An 18,175-nucleotide genomic window follows, 5' to 3' on the forward strand; every position below is an offset into this window, starting at 1 on the left:
GAAAGAAAAACATGATCGCAACATTTATTGCTGATAACAGAGGAAAAATAAAAGGAAGATTTACTGTATCAAGAAACATTCCTGCTGGGACTAAGTTAGTGCAGTTCTTCGGTGATAAAGGCAGTTATGGAGAAGCAACGTATACTGGTAAAAAAACAATTACCATAGAGGAAAGAAGAAGAGTTATCGCAGCAAGAAGAGTTGATCCTTTAGCGCAAACATTTACTCTAAATGAAAGTAGGCACATAGGAGGCGTGGAGCTATGGTTTGTAAATAAAGGCAAAAAACGTGTTGTTGTGCAGATTAGAGAAACAGCAGTGGGAATGCCCTCGCAGACTGTCATTGCTGAAAGCTATATTGAGCCAAAAGATATAAAGATAGATGGTACGGCAACACGTATTACTTGGTCACCAGTGTTTTGCCATGCAGGACAAGAGTATGCAATAGTACTGCTTACTGATGATCCGGGTACTGCAGTAAAAATAGCAGAACTTGGCAAATATGATGCAGTAAATAGCCGTTGGGTAACAAGTCAGCCATATCAAGTAGGAGTATTACTTTCATCAAGCAATGCAAGTACGTGGACTCCACATCAGAACTTAGATTTAACGTTTCGATTACTAGCTGCAAAATTTAGCGAAGTTTCTCACATTATTGATCTTGGTAAAGTTACTGTAAATAATGTATCAGATTTAATAGTTTTAACAAATGTTGAAAAAGTAGCATTTGATACCAATGTAGAATTTATCTTAACAGATGAAGAAGGAAAAGAAAACTTTTTGTCTGATAATTTGCCGCTTGCACTGCGTGAAAGAATAAATGGGGAATTAACGGTAAAAGCAAGCCTAAAAGGAGGGCAAGAAAAAAGTCCAGTTCTTTATCCTGGGTTACAGTTAGTTATGGGTGATCTTTCAGAGTCTGGAGATTATGTAACGAGAAGCATTACAGCAGGAACTAACACTAAGATTACCGTAACATATGATGCGCTCATACCCGGCACTGCAGACGTTAAAGCATATGTAGAACAAAGCGTGGGAGGGGGAGAAAAATGGCAGCTAGTAAATTTAACCTCGGGAAAACCAATAGGGGAAAATTGGGTAGAGAGAACTCATGTGCTATCAAATTTTAACGCCAATGAGACAAGGATAAAATTGGTTTTAAGTGGAACAGTTGTCTATCGTCCTAAAGTCAAAAATCTACGAATCATTATCACTTAGCAGAATGTCAGATGATAAAACAAGTAGAGGATACTCTTTGCCTCATCCAGAAAACATTGCTGTGCAAGATGTTGTTCGTATCCGTACCACAATTGAGAAAATAGATGAAGATATTACCGAAAGAGAAGATGAGCATAATCAACTAAAAAATAATTTTAAACGATTTAGATTTGAAACTTTTTTGACTTTTTGGGAATGAAAGAAGCAATATACCAAAGGATAAAGGATTTAGCAGCAAACAGCACTCCAGATCAACTGGCATATCTTGCAAAATCTCTGGAATTGATAGCAGATAAAAAAGCTATTTCTGACATTGTGCAAATGACTAAAATAAAAGAAATAATTGATGCACTACAAAAGAGACTTAAGGATTTAGTAGCAAACAGCACTCCAGATCAGCTTGCATATCTTGCTAAAGCATTGGAATCAATAGTCGATAAAAGTTCGGTTTCTGAAATTGTGCAGATGACAGATGGTAAGCTAAAAGAACTTCTTGATAGTGCAAAAAAACACTTAACTGATCTGGATAATAAAAAAGCTAGTTCTTTAGCAGTGATCTCTGAATCAGAGAAGCAGTTATTAAAGAGAATTGATGAAAAAGGAACAACAAATTTATCGCTACTTGATACGAGAAAGAATGCCAATATTGCAGCAATAAATAGCATTAGTAATAGTCATAAAGATGGTCTTAAAGGTTTAGTAGAAGATTTTCGTGCTGTTAATAATGTACCATCTGGCTCATCAATTATTAGGGAAATAGAAACTCGTGATAACCAATTAAAAACATCCCTTACAAACGAGATAAAAACTAGAGATGATGAGCTGAAAGTGTCGCTTACACAAGAAATAAGAAAGCGCAATATGGTTGAACCAGGGTCATTACCTTTCTTATTTGGTGTACTTGGAAGAAAAAATAATTACTTTGGCCACGGAACTTTTACAACAGAGCTTGGAAAGTGGAGTAGTAAAACCGACTATATGTTGCAATTACTAGCAGGTAGCCATACATACGATACAGATTACGTTAGTTTTTATCGGCCAAGACAACTAAGTTTTATAGAGGGAAGTAAAGGAACATTTATTTACGGAGAGTTATGCACAAAAAGTTTTTCGGGTAGTTATGATGAGATATACTATTACCCATATGCTGCACTTGGAGTAGTATTTATAAAAAATACAACGAATGTGAACATAAATAAAACAATAGAATTTGTTGGATCATCATACTCTAGTACGGAGTATGGGGGTGCAGGATTATTTGTGGGAACACCAGATAATACCAATGCTAGTAAATCAATAATTTCGAAAATAATATGGAAAAATGTTTACCAATACACGAGCTCTAATAGCAAATTGGCCGGATCTGGCAATGTAGAAATTCCAGCAGGAAAAACAGTTGCTATGTTACTTTACACATCATCTTATCTATATTCTAGAACACAAGTTAGTCAAGGTATGCTTGCATCAAATTATGTACACAACTATGGTCAATTTATCCAGTGGGGAATATATAACTTACGTAGCAATTTTCTGACCACAGGGCTTGAGGTAGATGTAGAGAGAACACTAAAGGCTTGGCAATGTCCAGGATTATCTGAAACCTATGAGCTCTGGAGGTAGCAAATAATGCCAATTTATATTAGATTTGAAAATAACAAACAGATAGAAGTAACAGTACTTGAAAATAAGCCAACTGGGAATGATTGGTATGAAGCACCAAAGAATTTCGACTGGCAAAAGAGTTATCGATTAATTGAAAGAGGAGAAATTGTTGAGCGTACTAAAGAAGATATACAAAAGGAGTTGCTGGATAATGCGAAGCTTTGTGCATTTGATAGTATGCGTTTTTATTATGATAGCTATATTAACCAATATGCAGGGAATTCTCACCAAAAAGCTAAATCTTATGAGATTCAAGCAGAAGCCGCAAAAAACATTCTAGCAGCACCAGAATCTATAAATAAAAAAGATGCAGCAATTATAGAGCCTTTAGCAAGAGTGAGAGGAATTTCAGTAGTAGAGATGGCAAAAATAATTCAAGAGAAGGCAAAAAAAGCAGTAAAAGAAATAATGAAATGTGAAGAATTGGAAGACATCGCCAAGAAGAAAATTAAAGAAGTCAAAAGTGAAGAAGAGCTACAGACTTTGCTCGATGATTTCAGGAAAACAATGCAAGAAAGTTAAAAAGGGAAGAAATGCCAGAAGAATTTTTACACGGAGTAAAGGTTATTGAGGTAACCTCAGGAGCAAGATCAGTACGTACAGCTAAATCATCAGTGATAGGTGTAATTGGTACTGCCCCTGAAGCTGATGAGCAAAAATTTCCACTGAATAAACCAGTACTGATAGCAGGAAGCTTAAAGGAAGCAGCAAAGCTTGGGAAAAATGGAACACTACCTTCTGCAATAAACGGAATATTTTCCCAAATTGGTGCAACAGTAGTAGTTATTCGAGTTGAAGAAAGTGAAAACAGTGATACAAAGCTCAAAGAAAGTGAAGCTATTCAAAATATAATTGGTGGAGTTGATGAAGAGACTGGAAAATATCAGGGAATTCAAGCATTCCTCAGCAGTGAAAGCATAATACATGTTGCCCCAAGAATACTAATTGCACCTCAGTTTACTCATCAATTGCCTGAATCTGAAAATCCTAAAAACCCAGTAGTAGCAGCTTTGATAGGAGTAGCAGAAAAGCTAAGGGCAATAATAGTAGCAGATGGTCCAAATACTAATGATGAAGAAGCAATAAAATGGCGTAAGAGTATCGGTAGCTCAAGAGTTTACGTAGTTGATCCGTGGGTTAAGGTATTTATTGAAGGAAAAGAAGAAACTTTGCCATCTAGACCATTTGTAGCTGGTTTAATAGCGAAAGTAGATAGCGAGCAAGGATTTTGGCACTCACCTTCAAATAAAGAGATAAACGGTATTGTTGGCACAAGCAGACCTATTGATTTTACGCTCGGTAATACAAATTGTAGAGCAAACCACTTAAATGAAAATGAAGTAACAACGATAATTCATCAAAATGGCTATAGGCTTTGGGGAAATAGAACATGTTCAAATGACTCAAAATGGGCTTTTCTGTCAGTGAGAAGGACTGCAGATTTAATCAACGATAGTCTACTTCGAGCTCATTTATGGGCAGTTGATCGAAATATTACCAAAACTTATATAGATGATGTGATTGAGGGGGTAAATTCTTATCTTGCAAATTTAAAAGCGCAAGGGGCGATTATTAGCGGAAAATGTTATGCAACTCCAGAGCTCAATACACCAACAAATATTGCAAGCGGAAAAGTGTCTTTTGATTTTGAGTTCACGCCACCATATCCAGCTGAACAGATTACTTTCAGGTCACACCTTGTGAGTGGCGCAATATTGTAAAAGGAGAAAGAGAGATGTTACCAAAGATCCTAAAGAATTTTAACGTATTTGTTGATGGTCGTGGTTATGCAGGAAAAATAGATGAAGTAACCTTGCCAAAACTTACCATAAAAACAGAAGAATACAGAGCTGGTGGTATGGATATTCCAATAAATATTGATATGGGCATGGAAAAGCTTGAAGCAGATTTCACTTTTTCTGAATATGACTCTGAGCTCTTTAGACTTTTCGGATTGATAAACAATAATGCTGTTTCTCTTACTTTAAGAGGAGGTTTGCAGGGAAGTAGTGATGCCGAATCAGTAGTAATTAACTTAAGAGGGCTCTTTAAGGAACTTGATTTTGGTAACTGGAAGGCTGCTGAAAAAGCAACACTAAAATGTATAATTGCTGCCAACTATTATAAGCTTACCATTGATGGCAGAGAATTGATTGAAATTGATGCAGAAAACATGATTCGCAAGATCGATGGTGTTGATCAAATGACTTCTATGCGCACAGCTTTAGGGATTTAAATAAAAGGGTAAAATAATGCAAAAAATTAAATTAACTGAACCAATAAAAATCGATGGAATTTTAGTTTCAGAGCTAACTCTACGTCGTCCAAAAGTTCGAGACCGTTTAGCTGTTGAACGTATGGGTAATAGTGATGCAGAGAAAGAAGTAGCACTGATTGGAAATCTTGCAAGTATTTCAAGAGAAGCAGTAGAAGAACTTGATCTTGCAGACTACAATAAGATTCAGGGAGCGTTACAAGGTTTTTTGTCTCAGCAGAAGATTTAAGGCTGAGCATATTATCACTTAGCTCAATGGTTGGTGGTGGAATCAATCAGTGGCTTGATATGGATATTGAAGAATTTATTACTTGGTTTGAAAGTAGCGGAAAATTATACAAATGAAGGCAATTTCTATAGTAATTGGAGCAACACTGCAAAGCAGTTTTAATAGTACGATAGCAGGTAGCACGAAGCAACTTTCTCGTATTGGTAGTACGATAAAACAACTTGAATCATCAAGTAAAGCAGTATCCAAGTTTAAACAATTAAGCCACGATGCTCTGCTTGCTAGGCGTTCTTGGAATGAACTAGAAATAAAGACAAAATCTCTTGCTCAGCAGATAAAAAACGCAGAAGAACCAAGTAAGAGTCTGCAAAATGAGTTTACAAGGTCTAAAACTGCAGCACTGAAAGCTAAAACAGCTTATTTACAAAAAAGAAGTGCTCTCCACCATTTACGCACGGAGTTCAGTAAAAGTGGTAGAGATATAAAATCTCTTATTGGAGATCAAGCTAAACTTGGCTCTTCTATTGAAAAGCTTAAAAATAACTATACAGCTTTAAATTCCGTAATGCAAAAACGTAAGGGAGTTTTAGCGCAAAGAGCAAATTTTAGAGCTCAAATCATGGATACCGTGGCACTTGGCCTCACCCTTGCAGCACCACTTAAGGCTGCAATTAGTTTTGAGAGTGCCATGGCTGATGTAAAGAAAGTTGTAAAGTTTGAAGATACAGATGTAAATGGCTTAACAAAGCTTGGGGAAACATTAAAGGAAATGTCACGAACAATTCCGCTATCTGCAGCAGAACTTGCGCAAATTACTGCAAGTGGTGGTCAGCTTGGTATTGCAGCTAAAGATCTTACAATCTTTACAGACACTGTGGCCAAAATGGCAACTGCATTTGATATGTCAGCAGAAGAAGCAGGCGACGCTATTGCTAAACTTTCTAATATTTATCAAATTAAAATTGGTGAAATGAAAAGCGTTGGCGATGCGATAAACCATATCTCTGATAACACTGCGGCAAAGGCTCAGGACATTGTTCCAACGCTAAACAGGATTGGTGGTACAGCAAGGCAATTTGGCTTAACTGCAATGGAAGCAGGAGCTTTAGCAAGTAGCTTCATTAGTCTTGGCAAAACTCCTGAAAAAGCAGGTACGGCGATTAATGCAATGCTCAGCAAGTTGCAAACAGCGAGTAAACAAGGTGGCAATTTTCAAAAAGCGTTTCAAGTGCTAAAAATAAATGCTCAGGAGTTTGAGAAAGCAATCGGTAAGAATGCACAAGGTACATTACTTAAGTTCTTAGAAACAGTTGCAAAATTAGATAAGCAAGAACATTCTAGCGTTCTCTTTGACCTCTTTGGTCTTGAATATCAGGATGATATAGCGCTACTTACTGGTAGTCTAGATGAATATAGAAAATCTTTGCGATTAATAAACGAAGAATATCATGGCTCAATGCAAAGAGAGTTTGAAAATAGAGCAAATACTACAGCAAATAATCTTCAGTTACTTAAGAACTCAATAGCAGAATTGGGTATGAATCTTGGTGCGGTATTATTACCACCTTTAAATTTTACTGTTAATCTTCTCAAGTCAGCAACTACACAAGTAGCGCTGTATGCAAAAGAATATCCAATACTGACTACAGTAATCACGAGTACTGCTACAGCGTTGATTAGCATTAAAATAGCAGCTATATCTCTTGGATATGCTTGGACTTTTATAAAAGGTTCTTTATTCGCTCTTTTATCTACTTGGAGAATGTTTGGATCTGTTATTACTTTGGTAAAAATAGGTCTTTATTCTACTTCTGCAGTTTTTCCAGCAATTATTGCTGGATTTAAAGCATTAACAATTGCCGTGATGAGCAACCCTATGGGGCTGATTATTGGTGGTATTGCTGTTGCTGCAACTTTGATAATTACCAAATGGCAAGCAGTAAAGAACTTTTTTGTTACTATCTGGGAATCAGTGAAAATTGTATGGAAGTCTTTTTCTGATTGGGTAGGAAAATTTTGGAATAATATTACTCAGCCTTTTAAAACAATCAATAATCTATGGAGTAAAAAAAATGAGGCTAGACTAGAAGTTAGATCTGTAAATAACGTTATCAGTGATTCTCTTAAGTACCCCATTACAGCACAAAGTAAGACTGTAGAAAACAAAATGCAATTTAGTATCAATATTCATTCAAGCCCTGAGCAGAATGCACGCAGCATTGCTGATGAAGTAATGGAACGAATTAGAGAACAATTTAGTGGCGCACTTTACGATATAAATTAAATTATGTTATCTCTTGGTACATATAGATTTTCATTAATTGAGCAAGGCTTTACACGCAGAAGTGAATATCGCTGGCCTGCACTTGAGCGTATTGGGGAAAAGCCATTGCTCCAAAGTATTGGTCCTGGAGAGGACATTGTTGAGCTTGCAGGAGTAATCTATTCAGGAGGGCTGAAGCAAATAAATAATATGCGAAATTCATCGAAACCTCTTTTACTTATTGATGGCCAAGGTAACATTTTAGGCCATTTTATTATCGTAAAAATAGAAGAAACACAGAAATATTTTTTTCCGAATGGTGAACCAAGGAAAACTGAGTTTCATTTAAGTTTAAAACATTATAGCAATTTATCATCACAAAATAACACTACTGACTTTACTGCAGCTAACAATGATGTACTACAAAACTAAAGAAAATGACATGTTAGATTTTATTTGCTGGAGACACTATGGATTCAGCTCTGGCACAGTTGAGGTTGTATTAAAAGCTAATCCTGGTCTTGCAGAGTATGAGCTTCTTCCTGCAGGGTTAACCATTAAACTGCCTGTAATTCAAAAAGCAATACAAAAGCAAGTAGTAAAACTATGGAATTAAAGTGACACCAGACTTTAGTATTTCAGTAGAGGGAGTTTTAATCACTGAGCTGATAAAGAGTCGATTGGTATCAATGCATATTACTGATGAAGCTGGAGTAATAAGTGATACTGCTATAATTCACCTTGATGACCGTGATTCGTTATTTGAGATTCCTAGAACTGGAGCAAAGCTGAATATTTTACTTGGATATAAAGAAACTGGCATTGTGCCAATGGGAGATTACATAGTAAATGAAATTGTGTTACAAGGCCCGCCACAGGCGTTAAAAATTAAGAGTCATGCAGCAGATTTAAAACAGTCTTTAAAGGAACAAGTGTTTAATGAGTGGCATCAAACTACTTTAAGTGATTTAGTGGAAAAAATCGCAAACAAACATGGCTATCAAGCTAAAGTTGCTGAAGAGTTTGCAAGTATCATGATATCACATATTGATCAGACCGCAGAGAGCGATATGCATTTTTTAACCAGGCTTGCTCAAATTTATGGAGCAATAGCAAAACCTGCAGGAGGGTATTTACTGTTTGTTTCAAAAGGAAAAGCAAAATCAGTTACCGGAAAAACTTTAAGCACTATTACTTTCACACCTGGAGATATTACAAATTGGAAAGTAAGATTTAATGAGCGTAATCAATATGGCTCGGTTATTGCCTACTGGTATGATTATGAAAAAGCAGAGACTATAACAGAAAAAGTAGGTGATCAGGAACCAAGCTATATTCTGCGAGATGTTTATGCAAGCAGTGATTTGGCGCAAAGTGCAGCATCTGCAAAATTAAATCAGCTGATGAGTGATGCAGCAACACTCAATATCACAATGCCAGGAAGTCCTGAATTGTTTGCTGAAGCAAAGATCAACTTTTTGGGGTTTCGCAAGGGAGTTTATGGTAAATGGATAATAAATAGGGCTGAGCATGTAATTGATAATTTGGGCTATCGTACTGTATTAACAGCAGTTATGGGAAAGTAAATTGATAATTTCCTCATAAATATCTTTTTTTTCTTTATTATTGTTTAATGCCTCTACAGCAAGATCTAAAGGAGTTTTTTTATCTTTATTTTTAGCAAGAGGATGTGCTCCATTTTCCAGTAGAAATTTAGTAATTTCCAAACGTCCTTCCTGTGCAGCATAGTGCAAAGCTGTCCAGCCAAAAGCATCAGTAGTATTTATATCAATGCCCTCTTTAATTAGAAATTTTACAACTTCTAAACAGCCTCCGCTTGTAGCATAGTGTAATGATGTTGCGCCAAAATGATGAGTAGCATTGATATCTACCACATTTTTTATTAAGGACTTTACAGTATCTAAGTTACATTTTTTAGCTGCAGTAGACAATCTTTCCAGATTATTGCCATTTGCATTACTTTTTATTGGTATGTTTTTTGAAGGTCTAAAATGTTGAAACAAAAAGATAGTACATATTATTGGTATTATCGAATTTACTAATAATTTTCGAAAAAGGCTAGATTTCATGTCTTTTATATTATTTGCATCGCTTGTTCAGTGCAACCAATTAACTTTATTTTAGAAAAGATTTTTTGGACGTAATTTTGATGAATCTTGTATATATCAATACGCAGCTCTTTATGCAAGAGAACTTTAAGATGAAAAACCAAAGTACAGGAAAGATCCCTGTAGCAGTAATTGCTACTATGGTAATACAAACAATAGCATTTATCTGGTGGCTGGCCAAACTCGACTTAAGAGTACACATGCATGATAAATTTATAGAACAAAACCAAAGGACTACAGAAATCATCTATCGTCTTGAAGAAAGGGTCAAAAACCTTGCTGAAGAAGTTAACGAGCTTGAGCAGAGACAAAAATAATTATAACAAATGACAAAGTACATTTTATCTGTAGATGGAGGAGGAATTAGAGGAATAATTCCTGCCATTATTCTAGCAGAAATTGAATCTAGGACAAAAAAGCCAATTTCCCAGATCTTTGACTTAATGGCAGAAACTTCAACCGGTGGAATTGTTGTTGCTGGACTTTGTAAAAGCAATAAACTTCAATACTCTGCCAATGATTTGGTTGAACTTTACCAAGAGTATGGACCATATATCTTTCAAGCATCACTTTGGAGAAAATCAATCGCTTCTTGGCTGAGTGGTTCTCAGTACTCATATAAAAATATGGAATTTATTCTCAACAAATACTTCGGCGAAAGCACTATGGCCGATGTTGCGAGTAATCTACTGCTCACCAGTTATGACATTCACAATAGTTGTGAATTTTTCTTCAAAAGTTGGAAAGAAGAAAACATTAAGTTAAAAGATGCACTCAGAGCTACAACAGCTGCTCCAACGTACTTCACACCAAAACGTCTAAAAATTAGCCAAAGAGAGAGAGTGTTGATAGATGGCGGAGTGTTTGCCAATAATCCAGCGGCTTGTGCATATGCAAGTGGTAAAAGGTTATTTCCAAATGATGAGATTATACTGCTATCAATAGGCACTGGTGGAACAAATAGAAGTATAAAGTATGCTAACTCAAGGAGATTTGGCAAAATAGGGTGGATCAAGCCACTACTGAATGTGATGTTTGCTTCTGGATTGGATTGCGTTGATTATCAACTAGAACAAGTAATAGATGATAAATACATAAGAATACAATCGCAATTGAAAGTAGCATCGACTGAGATGGACAATATTACACTCAAAAATATCAAATTTCTTCAGCAAGAGGCAAGTAAAATGATAGAGGATAACCAGAAAGTGATAGACAAATTCTGTGATGTCGTATCTTGATACGCAGAAATGCAAAAAAATTCGTAGCCGTTTACGGAGATAAAGTGGTTTATAAAGTAAGTATAAAAGTGTAAAGGAATAGGAAGCTAAATATGGAATGGGTAAATGATAACAGTGCTGCAAGAAAGGGTTGCAGTAGAAAACGTTAATCTCAAGGAAGAAATAAAAGCGCTGATCAGAGAAAATAATAGCTTCAAAGCAAAAATAGTTGAATTAGAAGACAAATTGGGCTTAAATTCGCAAAATTCATCGCTACCACCGTCACGAGATATATATCGTAAGAAAGCAAAAAAGAAAAGTGATAAAAAACAGGAGGTCAGCCAGGACATAAGGCGCATAAGCGTAAATTAATGGCTGCAGATGAGGTAGTGAGCTGCACAATTGATACGATTTGTATGTGTGGAGGTAAGGTTATTTTAGAAGATGAAATTATTCATCAGAAGGCAGAGTTGCCAGAAATTAAGCCAATTGTAACTGAGTACAGATTGCAAAGAGGACGTTGTAGAGTATGTAAAAAAAGAATTACAGCAAATTTACCCGAAGGTGTTGCAAGAGATCTTCTAGGGTCTAATGCTAAAGCGATCATAAGCAACCTTAGAACCTGTCTTGAAAGGAGTTAAGCAGCTAATTTAGTAAGCATAGAAGTAATCATGTAAAATAAGATTTGTTTTTTGAAGTAAGAGGAGAATGTTCGTAATCCTTGCTCATGCGTCTAAAATTGGAAAGCCAGGCAAAGGTTTGTTCTACAATCCAACGTTTAGGAATAACTTGAAATCCTGTATCAACCAATTTCTTGGTAATCGTTAGTAAACATCCAGTTTCCAACAAACATCGATTTTGTAATTTACCTTTGTATCCTTGGTCAGCAAAAAACTTACGTAATGTTGGAGCTTTGCATTTAGCCTGAACAAAAAGATTGGTAGCAACATCACGGTCCTTAATGCTTGCGCTGTGTACTTCTGCAGTAATTACAAGACCTAGTGTATCTACAATAATATGACGTTTTCTACCCTTTATTTTTTTACCGGCATCATATCCTCTTGATCCCCTTTTTGAGTCGTTTTCACTGATTGACTGTCAATTATACCTACTGAAGGTGTTTCATTTTTACCAACCATTTTTCTTACCTCTTTTACTAGCATGTCATGTATTTTTTTCAATTTTCCATTATTACGCCACCTGAGAAAATATTCATACATCGTTTTCCATGGAGGAAAATCTTTTGCTCCACTGGCAACCACCCCTCATTATATACCTTATTGCATTAATAATTGTTCTGATGTTATGTTTTCTTGGTCGTCCTATCGCTCCTTGTGCAACATAGGGCTCTAAAATTTCCCATTCCTTGTCACTTATATCACTTGTTACCCTCCTATTTTTTGCTTACCTCATCATACTCTTTTCTTTATTCCCTTTCAAGACAGGTTCTAAGTGCAGCACTGCAAAAGGATACCCCCCACTTAGAATAAAATCTTGATACGCATATCTAATTGCACCAGTAAGTAGATTGTCTTTTATTGGCCTTCCATTAACAAACGTATAGATCTGAGTTGAATTGCCACGACTAATAGTTGGTTTACAAGACCTGCTGCAAAAGGAAAGTTGCTGTCTTTATGGTAGCCTATTTCCAAAAAAAATCTGATTTTAAAGTACATTACAGAAGCGAAACATATTATCCTGGTCATTTTTTAACCCTTAAAAAATACTCCATTTTTGTTTTGCAGCAGGTCTACAGATGTGTCCCGTAAGTTTGATGCCGTCTTCTTCCTCTTTAACTTCCAGCGAATCTCTCTGAAATTCTTCTCCTATTTCGCATAATCTGTTAAATAATGAAGTTTGCTTAACATATTTTAAGAGCTTTTTATTACCGGAAGTGAGAGTAAACCCAATACTATGTTGCTAAGTTATTCACAATATCAACAATGCTTTGTGCTTCTGCCCTTTCGGTCTTTAGAAATTTTAGTCTATTTGGTGTTGCAAAAAATAAGTCACGAACTTCAATATATGTACCCTGTAGCAAAGAACAAGGTGTAATCTCTCTTATTTTTTCTCCTCCCTCATAACTTATAGACCATGCTTCATCTGCTCCATTTGCCTTAGATGATAATTTCATTCTACTTACTGCTGCAATTGAAGGCAGAGCCTCTCCCCTAAAGCCAAGATGTCTGATTTCTATTAACTCACTATCGCTTAATTTTGAAGTGGCATACCTCGTAAATGCTAGTTCTAGATCGTTCTTTTCTATTCCATTTCCATCATCTGTTACAGTAATAAGATTACGCCCACCACTTTCTATCTTGATCTCTATCTCTGAACTTCCAGCATCTATTGCATTTTCTACTAATTCCCTTACTACACTTGCTGGCCTCTCTATCCGCTGCTATACGGTTTATGGTTTTTGTGTCTAAAAGAATTATTGTCATATTTTCAATCCTCAGTCTGATCAGTTGAATATCAATGCAAATCAAGTATGGTTTACTCAATTCATTTGCTGGACTTCAAAAGCATATTACAGAGAGAAGATATATAAAAAGGACCTATAGAGATGTGTAGACTTTTTAGTTCCTATGTAGCTTGTTAATACCATATAAAGCATTTGATAACTACTAAACATCAATTAGAATGATTGACATAACATGTTAATTAGATGGTAAAATGAATAGCTACCATGTAAAAAATAACGCTTTGGCAATATCGAACACCACAACCAATATAAGTGGACTAGTGAGTGTTTTACAAATTAATACACACATTACAAAACTTAGTTTAGAACATGATAAGTTAACAATGTTAAAGGTAAGTTGCGTAAGTTATGGATGATCAGCACGATATTGCGATTATTGGAATTTCTTTAGAATTTCCTGGAACAGATACTGTAGATGATTTTTATGCTTCTTTACTAAGAAGAAAGGTTTTGTATATCAATAATAATTCAGATTCTAGTAGCCACGAACTAGTTTCAGCTTGGGGGGGAGTAAAGAACTTGTATGGCTTTGATTACAATTTTTTTGGTTATTCATATAAAGAAGCATGTTATATAGACCCCCAGCATAGGTTACTTTTAATGCATAGTTGGAAAGCATTAGAGAGTGCAGGGTACGGTAGCTCTAAATATAGACCTGTTACCGGTGTGTTTGCTTCTGCTAGTATAAATCGATATCTTCATAATAACCTTATAGGTTTGATAAATGATGACAAAGAGGATGAAGTTCTAATTGGTAATATACATGATTTTTTAGCATCAAGAGTGGCGTTTAAACTAGATTTAAAGGGACCTGCCTTAAATATACAAAGTGGTTGTAGTTCGTCACTTGTGGCAATTCATCAAGCACGCCTGGCTCTATTAACAGGTCAATGTAACATGGCATTAGTTGGAGCTGTCTCATTATCTGCTCCAAATGATCATGGATATGAATATGAAAAAGACGGTATTAGATCCCAAAACGGAGAAGTGCGCCCTTTTGATTCTAAGGGTACTGGTACCGTTTTTACTAATGGAGTAGCTGTAATTGTTTTGAAAGAGTTAGAGAATGCTTTATCAAGTAAAGACAATATAATTGGGGTTATATCAAGTACTGCAGTAAATAACGATGGATGTAACAAGGCAAGTTTTACATCCCCTTGTAGCCTACAGCAAGCTCAAGTTATCAAGAAAGCAATGGAAATTGCAAAAATTACTCCAGAACAATATGCATTGATAGAGACTCATGGCACAGGTACTAATTTAGGTGATCCAATAGAATTTTATGCGTTAAAGAGCGTGTTTTCTGGTGTATCCAATAGTAATTTATGTGCTTTACAATCTGTGAAGGCTAATATAGGACATCTTGATACAGCAAGTGGTATTGCAGGCGTTATAAAAACAGCACTGATATTGAAAAATAGAAAAATTCCTCCTCAAATTAATTTTGAAGAACCCAATTCCAAGATTGATCTTGCAAGTAGTCCTTTTTATGTTAATGCAAAAGAGAGTATAGACCTCAAAGGTAAAGATCCTATTTACGCTGGTATTACAGCTTTGGGTATAGGTGGAACAAATGCTCACGTTATAATGAAAACCTTCCAAAGCGTTTCTAAGGATAATATTGCAAATAGAACTTTTGATAAATCAAATGGAGAAGTAATTCTTCTTTCTGCCCATACAGATAATGCACTCAAAAATCTAAAAAAAGAATATTTGGAATTTATTGACAAGAGCAGCGATGAGTTACGTGATATCTCTTATTCAAGTATTTTCTCAAGAGAAGAAATGAAATTTAGATCCGCCTTTGTTTCCCATTCCATAGCTGATCTTCGTGACCAATTAAACGTCAGCTTAAACAAAAAAACAAGTGTTACAAAAAATGCCATAGTTTTTCTTTTTTCTGGACAGGGCAGTCAGTATTTTAAGATGGGAAAAGAGCTATTTTATAGCTCCAGTATATTCAGGAACATTCTGTCTGATTTTCTTAATACCATAAGCAAGTTATTAGATCGAGATTGCTTTAATATGCTGTTCATAGATGAGCAAAACCAAGATCAACTATATGAAACAAGAAATGCTCAACCTATCCTTCTTGCAATAGAAGTAGCACTTGCTCAATACTTAATAATTTGCGGGGTGAAACCACAAGCTTTATTAGGTCATAGCTTAGGAGAATATTCAGCCTTGGTCATCAGCAATGCATTATCCTTTGAAAATGCTGTAAAGTTTGTAACAAAGCGGGCTGAATTGATGTCTGAAACAGATTTAGGTGGAATGGCATCAGTTATGACTAATTTAGAAAATGTAAAAAAAATCAAGCCAGATAGTTTAGATATTGCTGCAATAAATGGTTATGATTTAACTACCATATCAGGTAAAAAGGAAGAAGTGGAGAGTTTTATTTCTTTATGTGAAAAACAAGGTATAATTTGTTACCCTTTACCAACTAATAGGGCGTTTCATTCGCACTTGCTCGATACTATTCTTGAAAGATACTATCAATTCGCAAAATCCATTATATTTAACAAACCTTTGATACCCATTGTATCAAACTTATACGGGAAGATATTACAATATGAAGATTTAAATTCGAGTTATTTGGTCAATCAAATGCGTAAACCAGTTCAATTTCTTAATTGTATTGAGTTTTTGCAAGGCCAGTACAATCCTATTTTTCTTGAAGTAGGCCCAGGCACAACTCTAAAGTCGTTGACCCAAGGCATATTGCAGACAAAAGGAAATTCAAATCACATAGCTTTAAATACCATTCCTCATCCAAAAGATAGAACCAGTAGTCTTACAATGATACAGAAATGTCTTACAACTTTATGGGAAAATAATCATGAAGTTGATTGGTCTAAGGTGAGAGACTACACTGATAAATCTAAAACTATTATATTACCAACTTATCCTTTTGAATTAGAAAAATGTTATGTAAAAAATGGAGAAAACAGATCTGCGCATTTAGAGAAATCTACTGATAAAGTTCCTTTGTCTTACGTTCGAGTTTGGAAGCAACACAGTAGAAGTCTTACAAAAAAAATAAATCTCGAAAAGTATCACATACTTTTTTTGAATAAAGATCATGATGTAAAATGTCTTGTATTATCATTACAAGAACAGAGTAAAGTAGTTTTATTGGTATATAAATGTGAAGAGAATTTTGATAATTCTGAATTCTTATTGCAGTTAGCTCAAGCATGTGTAGCTTCAGATACAAAAAATAGAATTTTCAAAATTTGCTTTGTATCTCATCATGGAGCAGATTTGCAAACGACTATAAATCCATCAATTGCAACATTGCAAGCACAAATAAAAGTTGTAAATCAGGAATTATCTCCCTGCAAATGCCTGCTTATCGATGTCTTAGAATCAGAAAATTGGTGGGATGAAGTGAAGGAGGCGTTATCGTATGAAAATGAGTATCCTATTGTAGTGTTACGTCATGGTGAAAGATTTGTTGAACATTTTGAACCATTTGAGATATCAATTAATCATGACAATATTTTAGGAAATAATGTTATTATTTTGGGTGGAACAGGCAATGTAGGCCTTCAATATGCTGAAACACTACTGAAAACAACAAAGCAAAAAATTTTTCTAGTGCAAAGATCTAGTATTGAATCACTTGAAAACCCCAAAACAAAGCGTGATAGAATTAAAGCTCAAAAAATTGAAAAGTTGAGGAAATTGGGGAAAAACAGGCTTTTTATCTTAAGTGCTGATATTGGTAATTTGACTCAATTATCAAATGTGATTACAACTGCTTTGAAACTAAATAACGGAAATTCGATAGATAATATAGTTCATACATCTGGGGTAGATGCTTCCATGCATTATAGGTTGCTTAAAGACATTGATAATGATTTTTATCAAGCTTGTTTTTATGCAAAAAAAGAAGGTTTGAGTAATTTATCTAAAATTGTAAAGGATTTTAAAATTAAAAACTGCCATATTATTTCTTCTATTTCAAGTGTTTTAGGGGGAATTGGTATGTTTGTATATGGAGGTATGCATTCTTACATAGATAGTTTTATACTTTGGCAACAGCAAATTAAAAGTGATACTAACTGGTCAGTGATAAATTGGGAAGCATGGAACTTCCAGATAAATGAAAGCGAACCAGAAGAATTTCAGATGGGTTCCTTTGGCAATCATCTAAATCAACTAGCAATTTCTCCAGAATTAGGTTCTTTGTTAATAAAGAAGATTTATGGAAAGATTTTTTCTAATTTAATTATTTCCAATACAGACTTAAATGAACGTTATAAAAACTGGGTTTTAGATCAGGTTTCAGAATATGATATATCAAGATTTTTAAATAAAGTTCCTCGACCTAATATAGGTGTAGAATATGTGTCGCCAAGCACAAGAATTCAAGAGGATCTTACAGAGACATGGACTGAGCTATTAGGAGTTGAAGGTATAGGAATTCATGATAGTTTTTTTGAATTAGGTGGACATTCCTTGTTAGCTTTACAAATGTTAAAGGTAATTAATAAAAGCTTTGGTATCAAATTTTCGATTGTTGACTTATTTGAATTTTCTACCATTAAGAAGCTCTCAGATAAAATAGAGCAAAATATAAATGACGATCATTTTCGTAGTAACGCTATAGAAAGGTTTAATCGTAAAAAGAGCGCAAAAATTAATTTTAAGAGAATAGATATAGCAAGGAGATAGTATGAAAAGCAT

At 35.0% G+C, this 18,175-nt stretch carries 20 protein-coding genes and 2 pseudogenes; 16 read left to right on the top strand and 6 right to left on the bottom strand.

What is annotated here, in order from left to right; all coding sequences use genetic code 11:
• The first annotated feature begins 11 nt into the window (after positions 1-11).
• From AAGD91_RS04115 to AAGD91_RS04165, 11 genes are all read left to right on the top strand, one after another.
• Positions 12-1,217, top strand: coding sequence for a hypothetical protein (locus tag AAGD91_RS04115; protein WP_341820715.1), 1,206 nt, complete (start codon positions 12-14; stop codon positions 1,215-1,217).
• Between the two features lie 4 nt (positions 1,218-1,221).
• Positions 1,222-1,416 (top strand): hypothetical protein, encoded by a 195-nt coding sequence (locus tag AAGD91_RS04120; protein WP_341820716.1) that lies wholly within the window; start codon positions 1,222-1,224, stop codon positions 1,414-1,416.
• Positions 1,413-2,837: a hypothetical protein gene (locus tag AAGD91_RS04125; protein WP_341820717.1), complete on the top strand. Its 1,425-nt coding sequence runs from the start codon at positions 1,413-1,415 to the stop codon at positions 2,835-2,837. Before AAGD91_RS04120 ends, AAGD91_RS04125 begins: the two co-directional genes overlap by 4 nt.
• Before the next feature lie 6 nt (positions 2,838-2,843).
• Positions 2,844-3,401 (top strand): hypothetical protein, encoded by a 558-nt coding sequence (locus AAGD91_RS04130; protein WP_065094341.1) that lies wholly within the window; start codon positions 2,844-2,846, stop codon positions 3,399-3,401.
• A gap of 11 nt (positions 3,402-3,412) precedes the next feature.
• Positions 3,413-4,600: a phage tail sheath subtilisin-like domain-containing protein gene (locus tag AAGD91_RS04135; RefSeq protein WP_341820718.1), complete on the top strand. Its 1,188-nt coding sequence runs from the start codon at positions 3,413-3,415 to the stop codon at positions 4,598-4,600.
• Between the two features lie 14 nt (positions 4,601-4,614).
• On the top strand, positions 4,615-5,115 hold the full coding sequence (locus tag AAGD91_RS04140) for a phage major tail tube protein (RefSeq protein ID WP_065094343.1): 501 nt from the start codon (positions 4,615-4,617) through the stop codon (positions 5,113-5,115).
• A gap of 16 nt (positions 5,116-5,131) precedes the next feature.
• Entirely contained in the window at positions 5,132-5,383 is a 252-nt protein-coding gene (locus AAGD91_RS04145) for a phage tail assembly protein (RefSeq protein ID WP_065094344.1), read from the top strand.
• Positions 5,384-5,495: 112 nt separating this feature from the next.
• Positions 5,496-7,667 carry a phage tail tape measure protein gene (locus tag AAGD91_RS04150; RefSeq protein ID WP_341820719.1) on the top strand — a complete coding sequence of 724 codons (2,172 nt, stop codon included), beginning with the start codon at positions 5,496-5,498 and terminating at the stop codon, positions 7,665-7,667.
• A gap of 3 nt (positions 7,668-7,670) precedes the next feature.
• Positions 7,671-8,078: a phage tail protein gene (locus tag AAGD91_RS04155; RefSeq protein WP_341820720.1), complete on the top strand. Its 408-nt coding sequence runs from the start codon at positions 7,671-7,673 to the stop codon at positions 8,076-8,078.
• Positions 8,079-8,088: 10 nt separating this feature from the next.
• Positions 8,089-8,262 carry a tail protein X gene (locus tag AAGD91_RS04160; RefSeq protein ID WP_245611407.1) on the top strand — a complete coding sequence of 58 codons (174 nt, stop codon included), beginning with the start codon at positions 8,089-8,091 and terminating at the stop codon, positions 8,260-8,262.
• 1 nt (position 8,263) lies between these two features.
• Positions 8,264-9,232, top strand: coding sequence for a phage late control D family protein (locus tag AAGD91_RS04165; protein WP_341820721.1), 969 nt, complete (start codon positions 8,264-8,266; stop codon positions 9,230-9,232).
• On the opposite strand, the gene AAGD91_RS04170 is transcribed toward AAGD91_RS04165, so the two are convergent.
• A complete protein-coding gene (locus AAGD91_RS04170) occupies positions 9,209-9,736 on the bottom strand; it encodes an ankyrin repeat domain-containing protein (protein WP_341820722.1) in 528 nt (175 codons plus the stop codon). The genes AAGD91_RS04165 and AAGD91_RS04170 overlap by 24 nt on opposite strands.
• Before the next feature lie 131 nt (positions 9,737-9,867).
• On the opposite strand from AAGD91_RS04170, the gene AAGD91_RS04175 reads away from it, so the two are divergent.
• The 4 genes from AAGD91_RS04175 (at position 9,868) to AAGD91_RS04190 (ending at position 11,636) form a co-directional block, all read left to right on the top strand.
• Positions 9,868-10,092 (top strand): hypothetical protein, encoded by a 225-nt coding sequence (locus AAGD91_RS04175; RefSeq protein ID WP_065094365.1) that lies wholly within the window; start codon positions 9,868-9,870, stop codon positions 10,090-10,092.
• Between the two features lie 9 nt (positions 10,093-10,101).
• Entirely contained in the window at positions 10,102-11,016 is a 915-nt protein-coding gene (locus AAGD91_RS04180) for a patatin-like phospholipase family protein (RefSeq protein ID WP_341820723.1), read from the top strand.
• A 105-nt stretch (positions 11,017-11,121) separates the two neighbouring features.
• A complete protein-coding gene (locus AAGD91_RS04185) occupies positions 11,122-11,367 on the top strand; it encodes a DUF6444 domain-containing protein (RefSeq protein ID WP_341820724.1) in 246 nt (81 codons plus the stop codon).
• Entirely contained in the window at positions 11,367-11,636 is a 270-nt protein-coding gene (locus AAGD91_RS04190) for an IS66 family transposase zinc-finger binding domain-containing protein (protein WP_341820725.1), read from the top strand. The genes AAGD91_RS04185 and AAGD91_RS04190 overlap by 1 nt, the downstream gene beginning before the upstream one ends.
• A 28-nt stretch (positions 11,637-11,664) precedes the next feature.
• Here AAGD91_RS04190 and AAGD91_RS06370 read toward each other — a convergent pair whose 3' ends face one another.
• The 5 genes and pseudogenes from AAGD91_RS06370 to mutL all read right to left on the bottom strand — a co-directional run.
• Positions 11,665-12,087, bottom strand: a complete 423-nt coding sequence (locus AAGD91_RS06370; RefSeq protein ID WP_410541928.1) for a transposase — start codon at positions 12,085-12,087, stop codon at positions 11,665-11,667.
• Positions 12,030-12,257 (bottom strand): hypothetical protein, encoded by a 228-nt coding sequence (locus tag AAGD91_RS04195; RefSeq protein ID WP_341820726.1) that lies wholly within the window; start codon positions 12,255-12,257, stop codon positions 12,030-12,032. Before AAGD91_RS04195 ends, AAGD91_RS06370 begins: the two co-directional genes overlap by 58 nt.
• Positions 12,208-12,372: a transposase gene (locus tag AAGD91_RS06375; RefSeq protein WP_410541929.1), complete on the bottom strand. Its 165-nt coding sequence runs from the start codon at positions 12,370-12,372 to the stop codon at positions 12,208-12,210. The genes AAGD91_RS04195 and AAGD91_RS06375 overlap by 50 nt, the downstream gene beginning before the upstream one ends.
• A gap of 69 nt (positions 12,373-12,441) precedes the next feature.
• Positions 12,442-12,597: pseudogene (locus tag AAGD91_RS04200) on the bottom strand (DNA mismatch repair protein MutL); the annotation flags it as partial.
• Positions 12,598-12,750: 153 nt separating this feature from the next.
• A pseudogene (mutL, locus tag AAGD91_RS04205) lies at positions 12,751-13,439 on the bottom strand (DNA mismatch repair endonuclease MutL); the annotation flags it as partial.
• A gap of 389 nt (positions 13,440-13,828) precedes the next feature.
• Here mutL and AAGD91_RS04210 point away from each other — a divergent pair.
• Entirely contained in the window at positions 13,829-18,163 is a 4,335-nt protein-coding gene (locus tag AAGD91_RS04210; RefSeq protein ID WP_341820727.1) for a type I polyketide synthase, read from the top strand.
• The last annotated feature ends 12 nt before the right edge of the window (positions 18,164-18,175 follow it).

It is taken from the genome of Wolbachia endosymbiont (group A) of Myopa testacea (assembly GCF_964027115.1).
Taxonomy (GTDB): domain Bacteria; phylum Pseudomonadota; class Alphaproteobacteria; order Rickettsiales; family Anaplasmataceae; genus Wolbachia.